This is a genomic window from Herbaspirillum sp. GW103 (assembly GCF_000261365.1).
Taxonomy (GTDB): Bacteria; Pseudomonadota; Gammaproteobacteria; order Burkholderiales; family Burkholderiaceae_D; genus Herbaspirillum.
Map to the genome: position 1 here is coordinate 1,298,381 of NZ_AJVC01000003.1, position 17,511 is coordinate 1,315,891.

Here is a 17,511-nt window from a genome sequence, read left to right on the forward strand (position 1 = left end):
TCGGCTTACCTTCGTGTTGTTTCAACCATGAAGAGGAGCAGCACATGGCCAGAGCCATCATCCGCCAAGGCGATCCCACTTCTCACGGCGGCATCGTGCAGGAAGGCTTTTCCAACTTCACGCTGTTTGGCAAGCCCATGGCCGGCGTGGGGCATCGCGGTTATTGCCCGCAATGTCGCAGCGTGTTCAGCATTGTCGAGGGCGCGGAGCAGTTTCGCTATCTGGGGCGTCAGGTGGCGGTGGAAGGGATGATGACCTCATGCGGTGCCGTGCTGCAGGCGACCCAGCGGCAGGTCACGGCGGATGAGTTCACGGCGACGGCGCAGCCCGCACAGACCCGCTATGGCGATCGTTACCTCCTGCGCGACCAGCACGGCAACCCGATTGCCCATGCCGAATATGCCTTGTCGATCGCCGGCGGAGCGCCGCAGTTCGGCCTCACCGACGCGCATGGCCGCACCCACATGACTGCAACGGCGGCGCAGCGGTGGGAGGTGGATATTTATCTGGAGGGCTGACGATGGATAACCCGCTGCGCTCGCCCAGGACCGGCAAGACCTTGCGCAAGGTCGCTACCCGGACGCTGACGCCGATGACCGATGTCGGCGAGAAGGTCGTCACCGTGAAGAGGGAGTTCATCGAGGTCATCATTGGCGACACACGACTGCCCGGCAGTGGGGAGCAGTGGGGTCATGCGGCGATCATGATTGATGGAACCGTCTACTTGCGCGCGCATGACGAATACCTGGTCATGAGCAAAACCGTGTACATGAATGGTGGCAAACTCGAGAAGGCTCTCAAAATCCTGAGCATCAGAGGACAAAGCTATCGCGACAGTGTTGGCCTCGTCCTTTGGTTATCGGCAAAGGAAAAGCAGATGCTGGACGTCGAGCTCAAACGAAGAGTGGCACTGGACAGGCAGCTGATCCTTCAAAGCAATGGCACCCGGAGCAGCTACAGCATTCTCGACAATTCATGTTCGACCAACGTTGCCGATGTCCTTGAGTTGATTGGCATCCTCGCGCATGATCCGCGCTGGCCACCCACCCCGGTGACTCCCGCGGAACTGCTCGCGGCGCTGGAGAAGTCGCGCCGTCTGGTCAGGAAAAATTTCTATCCCAGGAAACCATCGTGACACCGCCCCGCCCTCCTCAGGCCATGGCAATCCTGCTGAGGATCTCCTGCAACTGATCGATATCGTAAGGTTTGGGCAGGGAGTGCGAGGCAAAGCCGACGTTGCGCGCCACCATGGTGCCGTAGCCGGAAGCGAAGATCACCGACATTTCCGGAAACCGCTCCAGGGCGTGCCTGGCCAGGTCCACCCCGGACATGCCCGGCAGATTGACGTCAGTGAAGAGCACATCGAAACTCTGCTCGTCCAGGGCCTGCTGCGCATCTTCCGCACTGACCACGCCGCGTGCCTGGTGGCCCAGCGTCTCCAGCAATTCACACACCAGTTGCTGGGAATCGATGTTGTCTTCCACCACCAGCAGACGCAATCCGCTGGAAGATGCCGCCGTCGGCTCAGGTATCGCAGGTGTTGCCGTCGCGGCAGCGGCGCTCCCGGCGTCGGCCTGTTCGAAATGCGCGTCCTGTCCCTCGGGCTGGCGCTGGGGATCCCCCACCGGGAGCACATGCAGGCTGGCGCTGGCATTGGCCTGGTCGCGCTCGCGCGTGAGCTGGGCCAGCTCGATGCGATGGGCCCGGCTGGAGAGCATCTGCCGGATGCGCTGGGCCAGCTGGTTGATGCGATACGGCTTGGAAAGCAGCTCCACCCCCGCATCCAGGCGTCCTTCATGCACAATGGCATCGCGCGGATAGCCGGACGTAAACAGAATCTCGATCTCCGGCAACAGCTGGCGCGCCTGACGTGCCAGTTCGGTCACGGGGACACTGCCCGGCATGACCACATCGGTAAACATCAGGTCCACTGCAATGCCGCTCTGCAGGATGGCCAGGGCGCGCTCGCCATTGTCGGCCTTGAGCACCCGGTAGCCCAGCGAGGACAGGGTATCGATCACCGTCAGCTGCAGATTGGGATCATCCTCAACGACCAGGATGGTCTCGTCACCACCGCGCACCTCCATGTCGCGGTTGTCGTCGATCAGCACTTCCTGATCGATGCAGCGCGGGAAGTAGATGCGGATCGTGGTGCCCTTGCCCGCTTCACTGTGCAGGCTGATGTGGCCCCTGCTCTGCTTGACGAAGCCATAGGCCATCGACAGGCCCAGCCCGGTGCCCTCGCCTTCGCGCTTGGTCGTGAAGAAAGGTTCGAAGGCGCGCTCACGTACCTCGGGCGACATGCCGGCGCCATTGTCGGAAATCTGCAGCTCCACGTAATCGCCCGGCTGCAGGTCGGCCTGCGAGAGGAAGGCCGGATCACTCAGCTGCACGTTGTCGATCTGCAGGGTGAGCCGTCCGCCATTGGGCATCGCATCGCGCGAATTGATGGCGGTGTTGATGATGAGGTTCTCGACCTGGTTGGGGTCGAGCATGGTGTTCCACAGGTCATGCGTAATGACGGTGGAAATCTCGATGTTTTCACCCACGGCACGGCGCAGCAGATCATCCATATTCTGCACCACCCGCTCCAGGTTGATGCTGCGTGGCTGCAGCGGCTGGCGGCGGGCGAACGCCAGCAGTTGCGAGGACAGCTTGGCACCGCGATCAACCGCGCCGATGGCCGTGCGCACACGCTGACGGCTGCGGTCGTCCAGGCGCGGATCGGTCTGCAGCAATTGCAGGTTGCCGCCGATGATCTGCAATACGTTGTTGAAGTCATGCGCCACACCGCCGGTGAGCTGGCCGACCGCTTCCATCTTCTGCATCTGGCGCAACGCTGCTTCGGCGCGACTGCGCTCAACGATTTCCTCGACCACACGCTGCTCCAGCGTATCGTTGAGTTCGCGCAACGCGTCTTCCGCACGGCGGCGTTCAGTGATGTCGGTCGACACCGCGATCATGGCCTGCGGCCTGCCCTCGCCATCGACGATGCGACTGATGTCGCTGGAGACCCAGAACGAACTGCCATCCGGACGCAGGTAGCGCTTTTCCAGGGTGAAGGAACTGCCGTCGGTAATGCAGCGATTGAACAGAGTCATGTTCATCGGCACATCGTCAGGATGGGTGACGTCGGCCAGGGTCATCTGCAGCATCTCGGCCTCGGTGCGTCCGAGCATACGGCACAGTGCCTGGTTCACGCGCAGATAGCGGCCTTCCAGGTCCAGCTCCGAGAAGCACACCGAGGCCTGGTTGAAGATGGCAGTGAGACGGTTCTCGCTCCATGACAGGGCCTGCAGTCCGCGTCGTCGTTCGGTCAGGTCGACGAAGGTGCACAGCGCTCCCTGCAGCTGGCCATCCTGCCATACCGGATGGGCCTGGTACTGCACGGGGAAACTGCTGCCATCGACACGCAGGAAATCCTCGCTCTCCACATGGGCCGCGAGCCCTTCTCGCGCGGCCTTGAGCACGGCGCATTGGCCGCGCGTACCGGTGCCGTCGTCAGCCGTAGTCAGGATCACCTCATGGATGGAACGCCCCAGCACATCCTTCTCGCCGGCATAGCCCAGCAATTGCAGGAAGGCGGCATTGCAGAGCGTGACGATGCCATCGCGGTCGATGGAGAAGAAGCCCTGGTCGGTCGAGTCCAGCAATTGCCGCACGAAGGCGTTGTTGGCGCGCACGCTGGCTTCGGAAGCGGCCAGTGCCTGCTCCACGAGCTTGCGCGAAGTGACGTCGAAGACCACCCCGACATAGCGTGAACCGGTACGTGGATCATCCTCCACCACCTCACCCTTGCGCGCCAGCCAGCGCTGCTCGCCGTCGGGGCGGGTGATGTGGTACTCGGTGTATTCGAGCGGATTGCGCGGTCCGCCCTCCTTGATGCGAGAAGTACCGAGATTGGGGTGGAATTCCTCATCGATCATGTCCACCAGTTGCTGCGAAGTCACTTCGCCCTCGGCAGGCAGGCCCCACAGGCGGCGGAAACGGTCCGAGACCGCCAGCTTGCCGGAAACCGGGAACCACTCGAAGATGCCGATTCCGCCAGCACGATCGACGATGCGCAGACGCTCTTCGGCCACGAAGCGTTCGGTGACATCGTTGCCCTCGATGAATATGCCGGCTACCCGGCCATCGGCACCCTTGATGGGCTGAAACACGAAGTCCAGCACCGCACCCGCAAAGCCGCTCTGGTGCTCGCGTCGCAAGAACAGACGTGCGCCGCGTTCGGTATAGGTCTGGCCGGTCTGGTAGACACGGTCCAGCAGTTCGTAAAGATTTTCGTCCAGCAATTCCGGCAGCGCTTGGCGCGCCGGCAGGCCCAGCACCGGGCGATCGCCGAACAACTTGAAGTAGGCACCATTGACACGTTCGAACACGTGCTGCGGACCACGCACGATCGCCTTGAAACTGGGCGATTGCTCCATCAGGTCACGCAACATGTCGGTGTGCGCCAGTGCGGTATCCAGGCCCGAGGCGCGCACAAGCGTACAGAACACGCCGGCCACCTGCGCCGGCTCACCCTCCGCAGCGTCTTCCCACACCGGCAGGCAGGACAGATCCCATTGGCCGGCCCCACCGTCTGTCGGGCTGGCATCGGCAAACAGCGACACGCGCGGCAGCTGCTGTTGCTGGCCATTGAAGGCCGCCCCAATCGCCGCCTCGCACAGACGTGCCGCGCCACGCCAGAGCGGCGACTGACTCAGGCGCGTACCGAAGGCCGCCGGATGGGCCGCTCCGATGCAGGCGGCGAACGCGTCGTTGTAGAGCATCTGGCGCGCCGCACCCCACACCAGCAGACTGGGCAGCGGCGAGTGCAGTGCGATGTTGAGCGAGGTACGCAAGGTCGGGGACCATTGCGCCGGCGCTCCCAGGGGACTTGCCGTCCAATCGGTTGCCGTGACGATCTGCGCGGCCAGGCCTGTGCCGCGCAACCAAGAAATGTCTGCCATGTCGTGAAACTTACCTTTAAGCCTAGCTTTGAGCACCGAGGTCGGTCGAGCGGGAAAGACGGACTTGCGCCGTCATCCTCCCGCGGGTCCCTTCATTGTTGTTCGCATCCGCTTGGAGCAGGCGCTTGCCGAGGGGCGCGAACGCCCGGCGCACCTGCTGCGTGCCGCCGGTGATTATACGGGAAGCCCATGCCGCTTCCGGAGGCGCTCTCAACCGACGGCAAACCAGCCGTCGGCCGCAACCCCGCTCGGCACAAGCGTGAGCGCAGACTTCCTGCTTTCCTACACGAAATTGCGCCACGCACCTACACGCCCATGTCCCTGCACAGGGTGCTTTTTCGCAAAGCCTGCATGTGACTGGCGGGGTGTGATTCAGCTGTCTGAGCGGCTCTTCTTTTTCTGCGCCCGTTCCTCGCGCAGCAGACGGTTCAGTTCGGCCAGCTCCTGCACCGCTTCCTGAGTCAGGATCACCGGTTCATTGGCGCGATAGGCCCGCCCGCCCAGGCGCCCGTTCATGCCGATGTAGGCACGGGCACAGCGGCGCCGGTAAGCCAGGATGTCCTCCTCGCCGTGCAACGGCGGTCCTGCGCTGTCCTGTGCGGGCTCGGGACAGGCCGGCGGCGGTTCGGCGTCCGCCTGGGACTGCGCGGCGATATGGTTGCGATATGCGCTCCAGTCGCCTTGTGCAATGGCGATCAGAGGATCGTAAGGATGGGTGGAATCAGACTTGTCCATGAGGCTACCCTGCTCAAAGATCCGGCGCGGACCGCTTGCGCCAGGCTGGTTGCAACGTCAGCTTGTCCTGTGCGGCACTGCGTCGGGCCCACACGTGCCGGCGTTCGCATTGCCACTGACCGACCGGGCGCGTCGTCTGGCCGACGCCGCGATCGGTTTCTTCCCTGTGTTTCATCGACAGCATGGGGTGTTCGCTCCCTGATGTACGCCCAGGTCGCCATGCTGTCTGCACCTTCTGATGACACTTCATTTTAGCCGCGTGGCGCCAAACTGGAAGAGCTTGATGCAGCGGACGCGCGCATGAATTGTCGTTTCGGCTCGATGACAGCGCAGGACCGGGCTTTCTTTTCCCATGCGGCATCCACGACGGCTGCTCCATCCAGCGACGAGTCCAATGGTGCCGCGTTGTTTCTGCGAGTTTTGGTGATCTTAGAACCAGGTTACGGATGAGTCCTATCGGACGGCGCCGGATTGATTTGTAGGACAAAGCGAAAGAGCCCCCCTGACGAGACTAGACGGATCGCCCGGCGGGTGAGGCGACGAATTAATTGTCATGCCGCCTGCGCGCGGGCTTGCGATGACGCCTATAATCAGGCTTTCCCGAAGCCAAGAATGTGCATCATTCTCCGCCGCAGCCCTTGGCTACCGGACCGGAGACACGGGTCTCCCGGATGCCGCTCTCTTCTCCCCCTCCAACTTGCTGGCGCAACCATCGATCATCGATGCGCCGGCAGTTCGATGCCCTGCTGCTGCAGCATCGAGAAAGCAGTGCATGAGCAATCCGTATCACGCAAGCCGCCGGCGACCGGTCGATCTGAGCAATTGTGATCAGGAACCGATCCACATTCCCGGTTCCATCCAGAACCATGGCGCCCTCCTGTGCTTCACGCCCGAGGGCCGGCTGGCCACGCGCAGTGCCAATGCTGCTGCACTGCTGGGCGAGCTGCCCGAGGTCGGACAGCCGCTGGCGGCAGAGCACCTCAATGCCGCGGCCCGTGCAGTGATTCAGTCGGCGCTGCAAGACCGGCAGGGCTATGTCGACTCTCGCATGATCACCCTGGATTCCGGGGCCTTCGACCTGGTCACCCACAAGTCCGAGGGCGTGCTCATCGCCGAATTCGAACAGCGTCCCTCGGATGCGCTGTCGCTGGAGGCCTTTGCCCTGGCCGCGCACCAGGCCATCCAGCGCATCCAGCGCCAACCCGGCGTGGAAGATCTCCTGGCCCTGGCCGTGGACGAGATTGCCCGCATCACCGGCTTCGACCGCGTGATGGCCTACCGCTTCCTGCATGACGACAGTGGCGAAGTCATCGCCGAACACAAGCGCGAGGACCTCGAACCCTTCCTCGGCCAGCGCTATCCGGCCAGCGACATTCCGGCCCAGGCGCGGCGTCTGTACGTGATCAATCCGATCCGCCTGATCGCCGACGTGAGCGCGCCCACCGTGGCGCTGGAACCGGACCACAACCCGCTCACCGGCCGTGCGCTGGACCTGAGCCACAGCATGTTGCGCAGCGTCTCGCCCGTGCATGTCGAGTACCTCGGCAACATGGGCGTGGGTGCTTCCATGAGCCTGTCGATCGTGATCGGCGAACGGCTGTGGGGCCTGATCGCCTGCCACCACATGAGTCCGCACCTGGTACCGCACGCGGTACGCATGTCGTGTCAGTTGCTCTCGCAATTCGTCAGCGCGCTGGTGGAACGAAATCTCAACGGCGAGCGTGCCCGCGCCCTGGAGTACAGCGCCGACCTGCGCCGCCAGATCGTGGCCCAGGTCACCGACCGGGAAGACATCGTGCTGGCCCTGGCCGCCGATCATGAGGGCTTCCTGCGACTGATGAATGCCCATGGCGGAGCCATTACTCTGGATCGCAAGACCCAGGTATTTGGCAAGGCCCCTACCCGGGAAGGCGTCAACGCTCTCATCAACTGGCTCAACGAAAACGAGCCGGGCGATTATTTTTCCACCAGTGCGCTGGGCGCCGACGTACCGGCACTCAAGGGAGCACTGGGCGATATCTGCGGCGTGCTGGCGGTGCGCTTCTATCGTGAGCAGGACGGCTATGCCTTCTGGTTCCGTACCGAGCAGGTGGAAGACGTGCGCTGGGGCGGCAATCCTGAAAAGAAATACAGCATCGGCCCACTGGGACCCCGGCTGACGCCACGCGGCTCCTTCGCCGTCTGGAAGGAAACCGTACGCGGCAAGAGCCTGCCCTGGGAAAACACCGAAACCGAAATCGCCAGCCAGTTGCGCCTGGACTTCCAGGAAGTGGCGCTGTCCAACGAAAACATGATCAAGCGCGCCCGCGAGACCCTGCTGGCCACGCTGGGCCATGACCTGCGCGATCCGCTGCAGGCCATCATGATGGCCGCGCGCATGATCGAGGTGCGCGAGCATTCGCCTTCAAGCTCCAACCTGAGCAAGCGCATCTCCTCCTCATCGAGCCGCATGCACCGCCTGATCTCCCAGGTGCTCGACATCAGTCGCCTGCAAAGCGGCATGGGGCTGGATATCCAGCGCCGCCCGGTGGACGTGTGCAAGATGGTCACCGAAATCGTCAACGAAGCGCGCATGGCCTACCCCGACAACGAGATCATCCTCGAAGCGGAAGATTGCGGCGAAATCGAGGTCGATGGCGACCGCATCAGCCAGGTGGTCTCCAACCTGCTGTCGAACACGCGCCATCATGGCGAGATCGGCAAGCCCTCGACCCTGATCGTGTTTCGTCGCGACGACATGCTGACCATTTCGGTCTCCAATCATGGCCCGGCGATCCCGGCTGCCGTGCGCGAGCACATGTTCAAGCCCTACAAGAAGGAGTCGATGGGCAACCAGCGCAATGCCCGCGGCCTGGGCCTGGGGCTGTACATCGTCAGCGAAATCATCAGCGGCCATGGCGGCAAGATCGTCGTCCACTGCGACAACCACATCATCACCTTCACGGTCACTCTGCCCATTGTGTAGGGCCAGGGCCTGTTCACATTCAATCTGCGCGAGATTTAACGTGAGCACCCCCTAAGCCAGCGGCAGGCTCACAAAAAAACTGGCCCCCTGTCCGGGACCGGCGCTGGCAGCACGCAGACGCCCCCCGTGCAGCGCCACCAGTCGGCCTGCCACGGCCAGTCCCGGGGCTGCTGTTGATGCGACCATATCGCCCCGGATCGCGCCACTCTCGGGCGCCGACGGAAACAGGCTCTCCAGCTCGGCCGGTGTCAGCCCCCGGCCGCTATCGCGTATCTCCAGTTCGATTGCATGCTCCCTGCGGTGCAGGCACAGCAACACCCGGCCCTGGGGCGGCGTGAAGCGGATGGCATTCATCAGCAGCCGGCCCAGCACTTGCCGCAAGCGCCCGACATCCCCCAGCACGGTCACTGCCGCCGACTCGGCGCGCAGGGCGATCTGCTTGTCCGCCGCGGGGCCCTCGGCAGCCGTGATGGCATCGCGGATCAGCTCGGCCAGGTGCACCGGCGCAGTCGCCAGCGGCACCGTGCCCAACAGGATCCGGTTGCTATCGAGCAGCTCTTCCACCCACAGTGATTGCAGCCTGGCATTGCGGTCGATCACCTGCACGCCCTTCTGCACCGTGGCGGGGTCGGCAGCGTGATGCAGCAGATAGCCGGTCCAGCCGAGGATGGCATTGAGGGGCGTGCGCAGTTCGTGTGAGAGCGTAGCAAGGAAGGTTTCGTGTGCGCTGCGCAGGCGTTCGATTTCCGCGCGGTCGGAGGCTGCCGAGGCTCGCAGCATTGCGCACTCCTGTTGCAGCTGTTGCAGCTGTTGCAGTTGCTGCACCCCGTCCCAGGCTTGCCCTGCGGCTTGTGCCTGCCTTTGCTGCGCCAGTACGCGCTGCACGATCTGCGGCAGGTGGTCGAGATAATCGCTGGTCTTGGGCAGCACATCGGCCACGCCTGCCCGCCAAGCTTCGATGATGTGCAATTCGTCCGAAAAGCCCGAGACCATGATGGTCGGAATATCCTTCCCCGCCGCACGCAGACTGCGGAAGAAGTCCAGCCCGCTGTCAGGGGCCTGCAGTTGGTAGTCCACGATGAGCAGGTCAGGAACAGCCTGCTGCACGGCCGCCTGGGCGGACTCGGCATCGGCCACCGCAGTGACGCGGTAGCCCTGCTTCTGGAGGACCCGGCTGGCCAGCGCCAGCAAGCCTTCGTCATCCTCCAGTACCAGCACGTGCGCGCTTGTGATCGTCATCGTGACTCAGGCTCACGCACCACCGCACCCGGCACCGGCAACTTGACCACCTGCAGGAAGAAGCCCAGGCGCCGCACAGCTTCGATGAAGTCATCGTATTCGACCGGCTTGGTGATGTAGACATTGCAGCCCACGTCATAGCAATGCGCGATTTCACGCGGATCATCCGTGGTAGTGAGCATGATGACCGGAATGGCCGCGGTGGCCGCTGCCTGCTTCATGCGTCGCAGCACCTCCACACCATTGACGCGTGGCATGTTCACATCCAGCAGTACCACCACCTGCTGCAGGTCGGCGCGGGCCAGATCGCCGCCAAAGAAGAAATCCAGCGCTTCCTGGCCATCGCGCAGGCGCTGGAAACCGTTGACCAGTCCGGCGCGCCGCAGGTTCTTCTCGACCAGTACCGCATGGCCGTCGTCGTCTTCGACCAGGATGATGTTGACGCTCTGCTCTGTGGCCATCTTGTTTTCCCCTTGTCCGTTGCGTAATCCGTGTTTGTCCGCACCACCTTCAGAACACCGGCGGACGAGCCGGCAAGGCGACATAGAAACAACTGCCCTGGCCCTCGACCGATTCCACCCAGATGCGCCCGCCATGCCGTTCCACCACCCGCTTGACCAGTGCCAGTCCGATGCCCTCGCCCTTGGCGGCATTGCCGTGCAGACGCTGGAAGGCGATGAACATCTTGTCCATGTAGGCCGCGGGAATCCCCAGCCCGTTGTCGCGCACGAAATAGGTCACCAGGCTGGGAGCCGCCACCACGCTGTCGGGCTGCGGCAGGTGGCCGATGATGATGTGACCGGGGCGGGACGGATCCAGGTAATTGACGGCATTGCCGACCAGGTTGCCCAATACCTGCTCTACCGAAGTCGGATCGCCATAGGCCGGAGGCAGATCGGGCTCGATGTCCACCCGGGCTGACTTGGTACGAATGCTGCCGCTCATCGCAGCGACGATGCGCTGGACGATGGCGTGCATATCCAGCATGACCGGCTGGTATTCCACCCGCCCTGCGCGCGAGAGTCGCAACATGGCATCGATGATGCCCGACGAGCGTGTCACTGCATTCTGTATGAAGCGCAGCGATGCCTGGAGGTCGTCCTCGACAAGCGCGCGCAGGCGCTGCCGGTCCGGCTCGGGCAAGGTCAGGCGATCCACTTCGTTCAGCAGCTCGTGCGTGGCATGGCCGATTTCCTTGCTGAAGCCCTGCAGGTTGACCAGCGGCGAACGCAGGTCATGCGAGACGCTGTAGATGAACATCTCGTTGTCCTGGGTCTGCTGGCGCAGGTCGCTGTTGACGTCGGCCAGCTCGCGGGCGCGTTGTTCCAGTTCCTCGCGATACCCCTGGGCCTGGCGGGCGGCTTCGGTGAGGCGTTCGTGACTGCGATGCAGGGCGTCGTCAAGCAGGCAGATTTCATCATTGCCGCCCACGCGTGCAGCCAGTGGCTGACCATCGGCCAGGTGGCGGGCATTGGCGGTCAATACCGCGATACGACTGCTGATGCTGCGCGTGAAAGCCAGCGAAGCCAGGGCGGCCGTGACGATGGATCCCAGCACTGCCAGAACCAGCAGCCAGGTCTGCGAATGGCGTGCCTCCTGCAGGCGCTGCTGGCGCGCTGCCCCCAGACGCCGCTCTTCGGATATGAAGTTGCCCAGCAGAACGAGAAATTCGGAGAGCCGGTGCGGTCCCTGCTCATCACGCAACTGGCGGATCAGATCATCGCGCTGGCCTCGCATCAGGCGCTGGCGGGCACCGTCGTCCCAAGCACGGTAGCGTGCGATGGATTCGTGCACCGCGCGCAGGGTATCGCCCTGCACGGGGTTGTCCGCCACCAGGCGCGCCAGTTCGCCAGCCCTGACCTCGATGTCGGCCCACAGGTCGCCCCGGCTGAGCGTATCGGGCTGGTCCAGCAGGACCGCATTGCGGATGCGCGCGGCCTCCAGCAGCATGGGCTCGCGCAGCTCGGCGGCCTTGTTCATCACCTGCAGAGAGTGCGAGGCCCAGCGCTCGGCATCCTCGGCATCGGCCTGTGACTTGAACAGCGCCCCCAGCAGCAGCACTTCAAACAGGCTTGGTATGGCAACGATCAACAAGCCCTTGGTCAGCAATCTCATGTGCGTTCGCCCGCTTCATGATCATTGTTACGGTGCAAAGCCATCGATCAAGCGCCGTCACGTCCCCGAGCGCTCCCCGCACATGGGTGGGTAGCTCGGACCGCAACGGGCCTGACCTGCAGTGCGCCCCCTTCGACATTTCCTTGTTGTTCTGTCCTGCGCACACCCCTGACTGCGCGGTCCTGTTGACCGAAGAGCTGCGGACCTGGCGCGTACTTTCAGGGTAATCGCTTGTTACGTGCGATTATAAACTCACACTATGCCCGCGCGTGCAGACCCTGGCAAGGACCATACACAAGCCCGGCAACGCGCTGTCGGGACGGGGATGCCAGACCTTGGGGGCGCGACGGCTTATGCCGCCCCGGCTGCACCAGCATCCGCCCCCTGGCGGGCACGGTAGAGGCGAATCAGGGCGTTGGTGGAACTGTCATGGTGCAGAGGTTCGGAGGGATCAAGCAACTCGCGCGCGGTACGCCGGGCCAACTGCTTGCCCAGCTCCACCCCCCACTGGTCGAAGGAATCGATATTCCAGATCACGCCCTGAGTGAACACGCTGTGTTCATACAAGGCCACCAGCGTGCCGAGGCTATACGGGGTGAGCTTGTCGAGCAGCATGCTGTTGCTCGGACGGTTGCCAGGGAAGACGCGATGCGGCGTCAGGGCCTCGGGCCCGCCCTCCTCGCGCACCCGCTGCGCGTTCTTGCCAAAGGCCAGCGCCTCGCTCTGGGCAAACATGTTGGCCATGAGCAGGGCGTGATGCTGGCCCAGCGCTTCCTGCGGCTGGCACAAGCCGATGAAATCGCAGGGCACCATCTGCGTACCCTGATGCAGCATCTGGTAGAACGAATGCTGACCGTTGATGCCGTTGTCGCCCCAGTACACGGGCGAGGTCTGGTAATCCACGGCATCACCCTGCAGGGTGACCTGCTTGCCATTGCTCTCCATGGTCAGTTGCTGCAGGTAGGCTGGCAGGCGCTTGAGATACTGGCTGTAGGGCAGCACTGCCTGACTGGCCGCACCGAAGAAATTGGTATACCACACCGTGAGCATGCCGAGAATGACCGGCAGATTGGCCTCCAGCGGTGCCGTGCGGAAGTGTTCGTCCATGGCATGAAAGCCGGCCAGCATCTCGCGGAATTGCGCGGGGCCGATGGCGATCATGGTGGACAGGCCGATGGCACTGGTCATGGAATAGCGTCCGCCGACCCAGTCCCAGAAGCCGAACATGTTCTGCGGGTCGATGCCAAAGCGGCTGGCCTCTTCGATGTTGGTGGTGACGCCGACGAAATGACGGGCCACGGCGGCGGGCTCGCCCAATTGCCGGACCAGCCAGTCACGCGCGGCACGCGCATTGGTGGTGGTTTCGAGCGTAGTGAAGGTTTTGGAGCAGACGATGAAGAGCGTCTGCTCGGCGGGCAGGCTGCGCACGGTCTCCAGCAGCGCGGCCCCATCCACGTCGGAGAGGAAGTGAAGGGACAGGTCCGATTGCGCATAGGGGCGCAAGGCCTCGCAGGCCATCATCGGGCCGAGGTCGGAGCCGCCGATGCCGATGTTGACCACATGGCGGATGCGACGGCCCGTATGACCGGTCCACTGGCCGCTGCGGACTTGTTGAGCGAAATTCTCCATACGGGACAGCACCTGCTGCACCTGGGCGATCACCTCCTCGCCCTCCACCATCAGCCGGGTGCTGGCCGGCATGCGCAGGGCCGTATGCAGGACCGAGCGCTGCTCGGTGGCGTTGATGCGCTCACCCCGGAACATGGCCTCGATGCGGTCCTGCAGTCCGCACTGGCGGGCCAGGTTCATGAGCAGGGTCATGGTCTGGCTGGTGACGAGGTTCTTGGAATAGTCGAGGTAGATGCCGGCGGCTTCGGCCACCAGGCTCTCGCCGCGCTTGTCATCGGCGGCGAACAGGCGCTCCAGCCGGAAGTGGCGGGCGCTGTATTGATGGTGTTCCTGCAGGGCGATCCAGGCGCTCTTCTCGGTCAGCGACTCGCGCTGGCCATAGGTAAACAGCGGCAGCTGCAGATCGGCGGCGGGCAGCTTGGTCATGTGCAAACTCCTTGTACAACATGGCGGATCCGGCGGACATGCCGGGCTCGCGTCATGGTAGTGGGACGCTGCACTGACATGACATCGGACGGCGGGATATTCGCGTGTAGGAAAAGCGGAAAGCGGATCTGACGCTGACCGCACCGGAATGCGCAAAGCTTCCCGCAAAGCCTTTTTCCTGGCGGCTTCCAGAGATATCAACCAGGTCAGCACTGGTCAGCCAGTTTGCAGAAATTTTCTATAAGCTGCGGTTCACCGGGTCAATGAAACATCGACGTGAGGAGGCAAGAATGAGAATGCAGCCAGTCGTTATGGCGAGTCGGCAAATCAAGGGGAACAAACCGCCCAAGAGCATGAAGGTCAACCGCACCTTGACGCAGGCCGAGACACGCGGGGCAAAGCCGACGTTCGTTGTGCCAGTCCCGCAGTCACAGCAGGCAGTGCCCAGGTCAACTACCCCGTCCAACCCGGCAGCGACGCCCCCTGCCCGCACCCGGCGTCCGGAACAGTGCAATGGTTTCACCATTGATCGGTTTCTCGCGATGGCCGATGCCGCGGCGAAATATCTGCAGCGTCGCTGATGAAAAAGCAGTCATCCATGCCGGCCCTAGCGGCAATCAACCACAGGGAGTCATCATGACAGTAGATGCCATTTCACCAGGTGCGGGCCGAGTGACAGCGACCGGTTTTCCCTCAGCCAGTCGCAACCGGATGGCAGAAGGCGCTACGCCTGCCGCGAGCGACGGCGGGGAACGCGCTTCGGATTCAACAAGAGTGGAGATTTCGCGAGAAGGACAAATCAAAAGTCGGGAAGGTGGTGCCAATGAATCATTGAGGAAAGAAAGCGTTACCGACTGGTACGCCATTCCCGTTTGGTATGCAGACTATCTGCCGGAGAGCGTTCCAGTAGGAACCAGCGCCTTGGAAATGGACAGAATCAACGCCCGCTTCAACATCCTTTCCGAAGGCGAGCAACAGCAGTATTTCCCGGCGCTCAGCCGGCACTTGGTGGAGATGATGTCGGACTTCGGACTGGAGGATGGCAAACCGGCCTACGACGCATTTATCGCCGATCCGGTCTCCAGCAAATTCTTTCGTCAGGAATACGAGCGACGGCTTGCGGCCGATCCTGTGATGATGAAATTGCTTGCAAAGATGGGAATGGCTCCCAAGCATTCTGATCTCAACGCACCTGCAAACAAGTCATGAAATACCTCCCGTTAATCCAACTGGGCCTGACAGCGATGGCCGCACCTACCTGCAGCGCACAGGCAGTCATTGCGATCCTCGATGCACTCCGTTCTGATCGAATCGCGGTGCAATTGCTTCAGGACGATGAACTTTCACACATCAAAGGGACGGCCCTGCAAAGAATAGAAAACATCGTCTCCCCGAGCGTCACGATGGGCATCAAAGAGCACCAGGTAACTTACAAGAAGTTCGGTAGCTTCGCCGACTACGCTTCCTACCGCTATATCGGGTTCAGCTACAGTCCACAGTCCAAGCAGCGAATCAGCCTTAACGGCCAGGCCTACGATACCGTGGGTGACATCTGGCTCGCCGACCGGTACAGCAACCCTTATGAATGGCGGAGGATGAATGCGGTGGTCATCGAGCGTCATTTGCAAGAGGTGTCCAAGAATGGGACACTTCGTCCGGATGGGTTCCGCGACGCTAGCTGGAACCGCCCGATCAAGAGATTTTTCTGGTAGAGCTTCGCCCCATCATGAGGCTCTCTCACAGGCGACGACTGGTGTCGGGCAAACTGGCAAGTACGTTGCTCATGAGCCTGGCACCGGCCACCCCGGTGCAGGCCGACGCCATCTATACCAAGTCCGGTGACATCCTCTCCGGGCAACTGATTTCCTTCCAGGATGGCCTGTGCCTGTTCAAGACGCGGTATGGCGTTCCGATCAGCGTGCAGGCCAATGAGCTGGCCGGACTCAGCACCGATGCGCGCCATCGCATCACGTTTGCCAGCGGTGACATCGCCAGCGGACGTCTGCTGCACACGTCGGGCGGCAGCACGGTGCTGGAGTCGGACAGTTTTGGCCGGGCCGAAATTGCCAGCGACAGCATCACCGCAATGACACGTCTTTTCGATGACAAGAAACGGGATGGTGCAGAAAACGTCAAAGCGTCCGAGCCACGGGTCGGCAGCGACGGCGGTCAACAGGCTCCCATGGATTTCCTCACCGGATCCACGGTCCTGCTGGCACCCGGCAAGCTGGAGCTGGAATGGGCTCTGCAATACAAGCAGGCTCGCATCAGCCACTCACTGATGGACGTAGGCTACTTCCAGATGTCGGCGCAGAATTCCATGCAGCTGGAATTATCCACCACCATGCGCGTCGGCTTGAGCCAAGATACAGAAGCCTGGCTGTCGCTGCCTCTGACTCATACCGGTATAGAACAGGTCTCCAGCAACGAATACGTGCGCAGCACAAGCCAGTGGGCCCTCGGTGACATCAGTGCAGGCTTGCAATACCAGTGGCTGCAGGAAAGTGCGCAATGGCCGGCCGTCTCGCTGACAATGACGTTTTCTGCACCAACCGGCAAGAAGCGCTACTACCCACCCGAAGAAACCTGGCGCGATCCGCTCAGCAATGGCTCGGGCCACTGGGGCCTTGCTCCCGGCATCGCCTTTGTTCGTAGCAGCGATCCGGCGATGCTCTTTGGCGGACTCAGCTATCGCTGGTCTTTCGAACGCCGGATCGATGCTTATCGGGTACAGCCTGGGGCAGGTCTGACGGGTTATCTCGGGCTGGGTTTTGCGCTCAACGACAAACTATCGGTGGGCACACGGGTGTCGTTCTCGCATTATCGCAATCTGCGCGTAGATGGGCAGACCATTGCGGGCTCGGGAAAAGACCCGCTGGACCTCTCTCTTTCCGCGTCCTACCGTGCCTTCGAACAATGGACGATCTCGCCGCAGGTGAGCTTTGGACTCAATGAAGAAGCCGGACCGGCCTACGTCAGCCTGCGCATGAACCGACGATTCGAATGAAACGACGCACCCTGCTTGGGCTTGCGCTGCTATGGCCGATAGCAGCGCCCGGTGCGGCGCCGGCAAGACTGAGATCGATGCGGCGACTACAGATGCAGGAGATCGAGCGACAGACCCTGGACTATTCTTGCGGTGCTGCCGCACTGGCGATCCTTCTACGGCTTTACTTCGACCATCCTGTGGAGGAGCAGGACGTACTGGCCGATATCATCACCCGCCTGCCCAAGCCAGAACTGGCTGACCGTATCAAGCACGGCTTCTCCATGCTGGACCTGAAGCAAGGACATCATCCAGGGCCGTGTGCGGCTGGCCGATGCCCTGCGGGGCCACATTCGTCTACCCTTGCATGAGCTCAGCCAGCAATGGTACGGAGAAACCCTGATCGTCGGCCGCGAACACTTCGGTCTGCCCTCTTCACACGCACTGGCCCCGCCTTCCGGCAA

14 protein-coding genes are annotated in these 17,511 nt (G+C 62.5%); 7 read left to right on the forward strand and 7 right to left on the reverse strand.

Annotated features, from left to right (window positions below; translation table 11 throughout):
* Positions 1 to 44: 44 nt before the first annotated feature.
* Positions 45 to 518, forward strand: coding sequence for a PAAR domain-containing protein (locus GWL_RS22725; RefSeq protein WP_008329173.1), 474 nt, complete (start codon positions 45 to 47; stop codon positions 516 to 518).
* 2 nt (positions 519 to 520) lie between these two features.
* Positions 521 to 1,135, forward strand: a complete 615-nt coding sequence (locus tag GWL_RS09350) for a hypothetical protein (protein WP_008329175.1) — start codon at positions 521 to 523, stop codon at positions 1,133 to 1,135.
* Between the two features lie 16 nt (positions 1,136 to 1,151).
* On the opposite strand, the gene GWL_RS09355 is transcribed toward GWL_RS09350, so the two are convergent.
* From GWL_RS09355 to GWL_RS23360, 3 genes are all read right to left on the reverse strand, one after another.
* Entirely contained in the window at positions 1,152 to 4,952 is a 3,801-nt protein-coding gene (locus GWL_RS09355; protein WP_008329176.1) for a PAS domain S-box protein, read from the reverse strand.
* 372 nt (positions 4,953 to 5,324) lie between these two features.
* Positions 5,325 to 5,687: a hypothetical protein gene (locus tag GWL_RS09360; protein ID WP_008329186.1), complete on the reverse strand. Its 363-nt coding sequence runs from the start codon at positions 5,685 to 5,687 to the stop codon at positions 5,325 to 5,327.
* A gap of 13 nt (positions 5,688 to 5,700) precedes the next feature.
* A complete protein-coding gene (locus GWL_RS23360) occupies positions 5,701 to 5,871 on the reverse strand; it encodes a hypothetical protein (RefSeq protein WP_157174219.1) in 171 nt (56 codons plus the stop codon).
* A 588-nt stretch (positions 5,872 to 6,459) separates the two neighbouring features.
* On the opposite strand from GWL_RS23360, the gene GWL_RS09365 reads away from it, so the two are divergent.
* Positions 6,460 to 8,652 (forward strand): ATP-binding protein, encoded by a 2,193-nt coding sequence (locus GWL_RS09365; RefSeq protein WP_008329188.1) that lies wholly within the window; start codon positions 6,460 to 6,462, stop codon positions 8,650 to 8,652.
* A gap of 51 nt (positions 8,653 to 8,703) precedes the next feature.
* Here GWL_RS09365 and GWL_RS09370 read toward each other — a convergent pair whose 3' ends face one another.
* The 4 genes from GWL_RS09370 to pgi form a co-directional block, all read right to left on the reverse strand.
* Positions 8,704 to 9,891 (reverse strand): hybrid sensor histidine kinase/response regulator, encoded by a 1,188-nt coding sequence (locus tag GWL_RS09370; RefSeq protein ID WP_008329191.1) that lies wholly within the window; start codon positions 9,889 to 9,891, stop codon positions 8,704 to 8,706.
* Positions 9,888 to 10,352, reverse strand: coding sequence for a response regulator (locus tag GWL_RS09375; protein ID WP_008329193.1), 465 nt, complete (start codon positions 10,350 to 10,352; stop codon positions 9,888 to 9,890). The genes GWL_RS09370 and GWL_RS09375 overlap by 4 nt, the downstream gene beginning before the upstream one ends.
* Positions 10,353 to 10,401: 49 nt before the next feature.
* Entirely contained in the window at positions 10,402 to 12,006 is a 1,605-nt protein-coding gene (locus tag GWL_RS09380; RefSeq protein WP_008329200.1) for an ATP-binding protein, read from the reverse strand.
* A gap of 351 nt (positions 12,007 to 12,357) precedes the next feature.
* Complete coding sequence (gene pgi / locus GWL_RS09385) at positions 12,358 to 14,061, reverse strand: glucose-6-phosphate isomerase (protein WP_008329205.1); 1,704 nt, start codon at positions 14,059 to 14,061, stop codon at positions 12,358 to 12,360.
* Between the two features lie 513 nt (positions 14,062 to 14,574).
* Between pgi and GWL_RS23365 the strand changes: the two genes are divergently transcribed.
* The 4 genes from GWL_RS23365 to GWL_RS23770 all read left to right on the forward strand — a co-directional run bounded on the left by GWL_RS23365 (position 14,575) and on the right by GWL_RS23770 (position 17,418).
* Entirely contained in the window at positions 14,575 to 15,270 is a 696-nt protein-coding gene (locus GWL_RS23365; RefSeq protein ID WP_157174220.1) for a hypothetical protein, read from the forward strand.
* Positions 15,267 to 15,773, forward strand: a complete 507-nt coding sequence (locus GWL_RS09400; protein ID WP_034350380.1) for a hypothetical protein — start codon at positions 15,267 to 15,269, stop codon at positions 15,771 to 15,773. The genes GWL_RS23365 and GWL_RS09400 overlap by 4 nt, the downstream gene beginning before the upstream one ends.
* Positions 15,774 to 15,868: 95 nt before the next feature.
* Positions 15,869 to 17,068, forward strand: a complete 1,200-nt coding sequence (locus GWL_RS09405) for a transporter (protein WP_157174221.1) — start codon at positions 15,869 to 15,871, stop codon at positions 17,066 to 17,068.
* A 92-nt stretch (positions 17,069 to 17,160) separates the two neighbouring features.
* Positions 17,161 to 17,418: a hypothetical protein gene (locus GWL_RS23770; RefSeq protein ID WP_008329221.1), complete on the forward strand. Its 258-nt coding sequence runs from the start codon at positions 17,161 to 17,163 to the stop codon at positions 17,416 to 17,418.
* Positions 17,419 to 17,511 lie beyond the last annotated feature (93 nt).

Coding starts and splice junctions, on each gene's coding strand:
- GWL_RS09400 (WP_034350380.1), top strand. CDS start 15,267: ATGAAATACCTCCCGTTAATCCAACTGGGCCTGACAGCGATGGCCGCA.
- GWL_RS09350 (WP_008329175.1), top strand. CDS start 521: ATGGATAACCCGCTGCGCTCGCCCAGGACCGGCAAGACCTTGCGCAAG.
- GWL_RS22725 (WP_008329173.1), top strand. CDS start 45: ATGGCCAGAGCCATCATCCGCCAAGGCGATCCCACTTCTCACGGCGGC.
- GWL_RS09370 (WP_008329191.1), bottom strand. CDS start 9,891: ATGACGATCACAAGCGCGCACGTGCTGGTACTGGAGGATGACGAAGGC.
- GWL_RS09375 (WP_008329193.1), bottom strand. CDS start 10,352: ATGGCCACAGAGCAGAGCGTCAACATCATCCTGGTCGAAGACGACGAC.
- pgi (WP_008329205.1), bottom strand. CDS start 14,061: ATGACCAAGCTGCCCGCCGCCGATCTGCAGCTGCCGCTGTTTACCTAT.
- GWL_RS23360 (WP_157174219.1), bottom strand. CDS start 5,871: ATGCTGTCGATGAAACACAGGGAAGAAACCGATCGCGGCGTCGGCCAG.
- GWL_RS09380 (WP_008329200.1), bottom strand. CDS start 12,006: ATGAGATTGCTGACCAAGGGCTTGTTGATCGTTGCCATACCAAGCCTG.
- GWL_RS09365 (WP_008329188.1), top strand. CDS start 6,460: ATGAGCAATCCGTATCACGCAAGCCGCCGGCGACCGGTCGATCTGAGC.
- GWL_RS23770 (WP_008329221.1), top strand. CDS start 17,161: ATGCAGGAGATCGAGCGACAGACCCTGGACTATTCTTGCGGTGCTGCC.
- GWL_RS09355 (WP_008329176.1), bottom strand. CDS start 4,952: ATGGCAGACATTTCTTGGTTGCGCGGCACAGGCCTGGCCGCGCAGATC.
- GWL_RS09360 (WP_008329186.1), bottom strand. CDS start 5,687: ATGGACAAGTCTGATTCCACCCATCCTTACGATCCTCTGATCGCCATT.
- GWL_RS23365 (WP_157174220.1), top strand. CDS start 14,575: ATGGTTTCACCATTGATCGGTTTCTCGCGATGGCCGATGCCGCGGCGA.